The 5319-nt window shown below is 36.5% G+C and carries 5 protein-coding genes and 1 pseudogene; 5 read left to right on the top strand and 1 reads right to left on the bottom strand.

What is annotated here, in order from left to right:
• The 3 genes and pseudogenes from Q1553_RS06700 to Q1553_RS06710 form a co-directional block, all read left to right on the top strand.
• A pseudogene (locus tag Q1553_RS06700) lies at window positions 1-362 on the top strand (hypothetical protein); the annotation flags it as partial.
• A gap of 59 nt (window positions 363-421) precedes the next feature.
• A complete protein-coding gene (modB, locus tag Q1553_RS06705) occupies window positions 422-1066 on the top strand; it encodes a molybdate ABC transporter permease subunit (protein WP_297570586.1) in 645 nt (214 codons plus the stop codon).
• Window positions 1063-1941, top strand: coding sequence for an ATP-binding cassette domain-containing protein (locus tag Q1553_RS06710; protein ID WP_300691791.1), 879 nt, complete (start codon window positions 1063-1065; stop codon window positions 1939-1941). Before modB ends, Q1553_RS06710 begins: the two co-directional genes overlap by 4 nt.
• A 189-nt stretch (window positions 1942-2130) precedes the next feature.
• Here the strand turns inward: Q1553_RS06710 and Q1553_RS06715 are convergent, their stop codons facing one another.
• Window positions 2131-2778, bottom strand: a complete 648-nt coding sequence (locus tag Q1553_RS06715) for an HAD family hydrolase (protein ID WP_115551691.1) — start codon at window positions 2776-2778, stop codon at window positions 2131-2133.
• 121 nt (window positions 2779-2899) lie between these two features.
• Between Q1553_RS06715 and lysA the strand changes: the two genes are divergently transcribed.
• A complete protein-coding gene (gene lysA, locus Q1553_RS06720) occupies window positions 2900-4156 on the top strand; it encodes a diaminopimelate decarboxylase (RefSeq protein ID WP_297578478.1) in 1257 nt (418 codons plus the stop codon).
• 12 nt (window positions 4157-4168) lie between these two features.
• A complete protein-coding gene (pheA, locus tag Q1553_RS06725; RefSeq protein WP_300842842.1) occupies window positions 4169-5233 on the top strand; it encodes a chorismate mutase in 1065 nt (354 codons plus the stop codon).
• The last annotated feature ends 86 nt before the right edge of the window (window positions 5234-5319 follow it).

The following is a 5319-nucleotide window of genomic DNA, read 5'->3' on the forward strand; positions in this document are numbered from 1 at the left end:
CACAAAATGTGGAATCTCAAAGTCATCTTTTTGTGCTACTGCTAGAAGATTCTGCATTTGTTTCTCATTTGTTGCATCAGCCCTTGCAATTAGGATTCAAAGAAAACAATATCATTGTGGCAACCAAATTAAAAGGCATACACAATACTTTTAGGGCTGAAATTTTAAAAATTACTCAAGATAGTCTTTTTGCACGATTGACGCTTGCTTCAAATTATGCAGAAAACGGCACGCTTAATGTGCTTTGTACTTTGGATTTTGTGAGGCACAATGGGCTTAAAGTGGGAGATTCTATCTTTTGGCATATTCCTGAGAATGAGATTATGCTCTTTTTTGATACAAAAATTTATAATTTAAGGTAGCAATAGAAAGGAATACAAAGGAGTGGAAAGTGGAAAATTTGAATGATTTTGCAATCACAATGCTTTTGACTTTTAAGGTTGCATTTCTTACAACTTTTATCTTGCTATTACTTGCGATTCCATTGGGTTATTTTTTGGCTTTTACGCGAAGTAGAATCGCGCCGATTTTGGAAGCAGTTGTTTCTATGCCTCTTGTGTTACCCCCTAGTGTGCTTGGATTCTATCTTTTGATTACTTTTAGCCCGCAAAGTCCTTTGGGAAAATTCTTATTAGATGTTTTTAATCTTAAACTTGTTTTTAGTTTTGAAGGTTTGATTGTGGGTTCTGTAATTTTTTCGCTCCCTTTTATGGTGAATCCTATTCAAGCAGGTTTTGCAGCTCTGCCCCAATCACTCTTTGAGGCGGCTTTGACGCTTGGAAAAAGTCGTTTAAGGATTCTTTATTCTGTATTATTGCCCAATATTTCACGCTCCGTGCTTGTAGGAGTAGTCGTAACTTTTGCGCATACGATTGGAGAATTTGGTGTTGTGATGATGATTGGAGGGAATATTCAAGGGCAAACACGCGTGGCTAGTATTGCGATTTATGACGAGGTAGAATCCCTAAATTATACATTGGCGCACCAATATGCCTTGAGCTTGTTTGCTATCACTTTTTCTATTCTACTCCTTGCTTTTTATCTTAACAAAAGAAGTGTGAAATGATATTTTTGGATTTTGAAAAGCAGCTCCATAGTGTGCAGGGCAATTTTACTTTGCAGGTTTGTTGTGAGCTAACACCCCAAAATCTTATTACATTTTTTGGTAAAAGTGGAGCAGGTAAAACCACGATTCTACGCATTTTAGCAGGATTGGATTCACCGGATTCTGGAGTGATTCAAGTCAATGATGAGATTTGGTATGACGCGTGTGCAAAAATCAATTTGCCACCTCAAAAACGTAGAATCGGGTTTGTTTTTCAGGATTATGCGCTCTTTCCAAATATGAGTGTGGAGGAGAATCTAAGTTTTGCTTTGCCAAAAAATGCTGATAAATCGCGTGTGGAATCTTTGTTAGAAATCACGGAATTGGGTGCTTTGCGCAAGTTTAAGCCAAATATGCTAAGCGGTGGGCAACAACAACGTGTGGCTTTGGCGCGCGCATTGGTGAGAAATCCGCAAATCTTGCTGCTTGATGAGCCATTTTCTGCATTGGATTCTGCAATGTCGCGTAAATTGCAAGAAGAATTGTTGCGTATCCATCAGCATTTCAAGCTGACTACTTTTTTGGTTAGTCATAATTTTAGCGAAGTGTTTTTTCTCTCAAACTTTGTTGTGCATTTGGAGTTAGGTAAGATTGATAAACAAGGAACTCCTGATGAAGTTTTTTTAAATGGCTTGCCAAGTGGGAAGTTCCGACAAAGCGGGACAATATTGGAAGTAAGCAAGAATGGATTGGTTTATATCGTGAATGTGCTTGTGGGTAATGAGATTGTCCAAATTACTGCGAGCGAAGAGGAAGTTAAAAATTTGCAGAGTGGAGATTCTGTAATAGTTGCTTCTAAAGCGTGGAATCCGATGTTTGTAAAGATAGATTCTTAATTCCTTGTAAGTCAATATCAAAGCAATCTATAATGTGAAATTTCATCTTAAAATTTTTTAAGATTCCATTGCAAATTTACTTTTGGTTTAAGTTGTGGATTGCTACGAATCGCACTTTTAAAGACAATATGCACCACGATTCCAAAACAGAATCTTGCAACGGCGCGAATTTGTATGATAAGGATAAACTTACAAAGTTTGAATCTTGCGCACAGCTTCTAGGGAATCTTTAACAATACAACTTGTATAAGATTGCAATAACTCCAAACTCGCATAGCCGCTTAGCACGCCTATGCTTTGGATATTTGCATTGTTTGCTGCTTGAATATCCAAAGGTGTATCTCCAATCATATAAATGTGGTTTTTCGTAATATCCTTTGGCATTGATTTTAGAGCCAATAAAATAGGTTCAGCACTTGGTTTTGCTTCCTTGACATCTTCTCTACCAATCACACAAGTGAAGTATTCTAGGACTTTGAGATGTTCCAAGATAATTTTAGAGTATTTACCTGTTTTTGTGGTTACAACTCCTAAATGTGCGAATGAATACGCTTCTGTAATTGCTTGTTGCGCATTGTTTAGCAAATGTGTTTTGGGGATACAAATTTTTCCATAATGTTCCCGATAAATTGCGATAAATTCTGGAATCTTGGGAGATTCTACATTAAAAGTTTTAAACATATCTTCAAGCGTGTGTCCAATTTGCAAGCTGACTTTTTCGTAGCTCGGAGTAGGGTGATTAAGAGATTCACAAGCTTTACAAATACCCTCATAGACTGCTTGTGTAGAGTCAATCAGTGTGCCATCTAAGTCAAATAAAACAATTTTATCTTTCATTATATTTTGAACCTTTAATACTATGAACTTAAGTTTGAAAGTGTAACTAATTTTAGTTTAAAGATTTAAGGCATTTTTGATTATAATTATAGATTCAACTAGAAAAATAAGAGCAGAAAAAATGAAAAATATAGAATCCCAAAATATCCCTAAACTTGATGGAAATTTTGATAAAGATTTATTACAAAAGGCTGCAAAAGACTTTGGCACACCTTTATATGTTTATGATTTGGATAGAATCCAAGAAAGATATGTGCAGATGAAAGCGGCTTTTGGCGGAAGAAAAACAATGATTTGCTATGCATTAAAAGCAAACTCTAACTTAAGCGTTATCAAAAAGTTGGCTAGTTTGGAAAGCGGGGCGGATTGTGTTTCTTTGGGTGAGATTCAACGTGCTATTTTGGCAGGGATTCCAAAGTATAAAATCATTTATAGTGGCGTGGGCAAGCAAGCTTTTGAGATTCAAGAGGCTTTACGCATTGGCATCTTATTTATTAATGTAGAATCCAAAGAGGAAATGTTGCTTGTGGAATCTTGTGCGCAAGAGTTAGGAGTTCCAGCGAGGATTTCTATACGTGTCAATCCAGATATTGACCCGCAAACACACCCTTATATTTCCACAGGGCTAAAAGAAAATAAATTTGGTGTGAGCATTGAAGAGGCTAAGGGTATGTATTTGTTGGCACATCATTCCAAATACTTAGAGCCTATTGGGATTCATTTTCATATTGGTAGTCAATTAACCAAGCTCAAGCCCATTGCGGAGTCTGCACGCAAAATTGCACAACTTGCGCATAGTTTATTGGCACTCAAAATTGAGATTAAGTTTTTTGACATAGGTGGTGGGATTGGAATCACTTATAGTGATGAAACAACTATCAATCCTTATGATTACGCACAAGCAATTTTAGAGGAATTGCGGGGATTGGATTTAACAATTATTTGTGAGCCGGGTAGATTTATCGTGGGAAATAGTGGCGTGTTTTTGACAAAAGTGCTTTATCAAAAAATGCATCAAAATAAGCGATTCGTGATCGTAGATGGTGCGATGAATGATTTAATTCGTCCAAGTTTTTATGATGCGTATCATCAGATTGTGCCACTTAACACAGAATCGCAAGAATTAAGTAGTGCAGATGTCGTAGGTCCAATTTGTGAGAGTGGAGATTATTTGGGCAAAAACATTTCCTTACCTTCTTTGCAAAATGGGGAGGTGCTAGCAGTGCTTAGTGCTGGAGCGTATGGGTTCAGTATGGCAAGTAATTATAATTCTCGCCCGCGCTGTGCAGAGGTTGCAGTTGAGAATGGAGCTATACGATTAGTCCGCAAAAGGGAGTGCATAGAAGATTTGATTGTGTTAGAAAAAGATTATTTATGAAGGAATCTTAAGATGAATTTACAAAATTTTAGAAGAGAGATTGATAGCATTGATGATGAAATTTTGGGATTATTAGAAAAGCGTATGGAGATTGTCAAGCGCATTGGCAAAGCAAAGTTGCAGAGTAATACCCCTATTTATCGTCCAGAGAGAGAAAAAGAAATCATTGATAGATTGCATTCTAAAGGCTCTTTATCACTCAATAGAGCAGCGATTGAGGCAATTTATTCGGAGATTTTTGCAGTCAGTCGTAATTTGGAATCGCCAGAACGCGTGGCGTATCTTGGTCCTCTTGGAAGCTATACGCATCAAGCGGCAGAAAGCAGGTTTGGCGCAATGTGTGAATATTTTTCTCACAATACCATTACACAAGCCGTCAAAAGTGTAGAAAATCAATGTGCAAGTTATGCAGTGATTCCGATTGAAAATAGTCAAAATGGTGTCGTAGGGGAAACATTGGATTTGCTAAGAAGCACAGAGTTAAAAATTGTAGCTGAAATTTATATACCGATTCATCATTGTTTTGCAAGTCAGACACAAAAAATTCAAGAAATTGAGGTTATTTACTCTAAAGACATTGCTTTTGGACAATGTTCTAATTTCTTAAGTGAGCATTCTTTAGACCATATTCAGAGAATTCCGGTAGATTCTACTGCACGTGCGGCGCAGCTTGCAAAAGAAAATCCAAAATGTGCTGCTATATGCTCACCCATTGCAGCGAAACTTTATAGCACGCCAATTTTGTTTGAAAATATTGAGAACAATTCAGACAACAAAACGCGTTTTATTGTGATTAGCAATTTCAAAAATCAACCTTGCGGCAAAGACAAAACTTCTTTGTTTGCAATTTTGGCAAACGACGACAAGCCCGGTGCAATTCATTGTCTGCTTTATGATGTGAAAGATTTAAATATTAATATGACCTTTTTTCAATCTCGCCCTAAGCGCACAGGAAATGATTTTGACTATTGCTTTTTTATTGATATTGATGGACACATTGATGATGCGAATGTGAGTGAATTGTTTAGACGATATCCAAATGAGTTAAAATGGCTTGGAAGTTATTTAAAAATGTAAAACTTGAAAATTTAAAAAAAGATTTTATATAATAGAATTTTTATTAAAGGAGAGAAAATGGCAGAAGAAGAAACCAAAAAAGAATC

This window comes from Helicobacter sp. UBA3407, from assembly GCF_949747025.1.
GTDB lineage: Bacteria > Campylobacterota > Campylobacteria > Campylobacterales > Helicobacteraceae > Helicobacter_D > Helicobacter_D ganmani.

Excerpts from the sequence above, each read along its gene's own strand:
- Q1553_RS06710 (WP_300691791.1), top strand. The coding sequence starts at position 1,063 with ATGATATTTTTGGATTTTGAAAAGCAGCTCCATAGTGTGCAGGGCAAT.
- pheA (WP_300842842.1), top strand. The coding sequence starts at position 4,169 with ATGAATTTACAAAATTTTAGAAGAGAGATTGATAGCATTGATGATGAA.
- lysA (WP_297578478.1), top strand. The coding sequence starts at position 2,900 with ATGAAAAATATAGAATCCCAAAATATCCCTAAACTTGATGGAAATTTT.
- Q1553_RS06715 (WP_115551691.1), bottom strand. The coding sequence starts at position 2,778 with ATGAAAGATAAAATTGTTTTATTTGACTTAGATGGCACACTGATTGAC.
- modB (WP_297570586.1), top strand. The coding sequence starts at position 422 with ATGCTTTTGACTTTTAAGGTTGCATTTCTTACAACTTTTATCTTGCTA.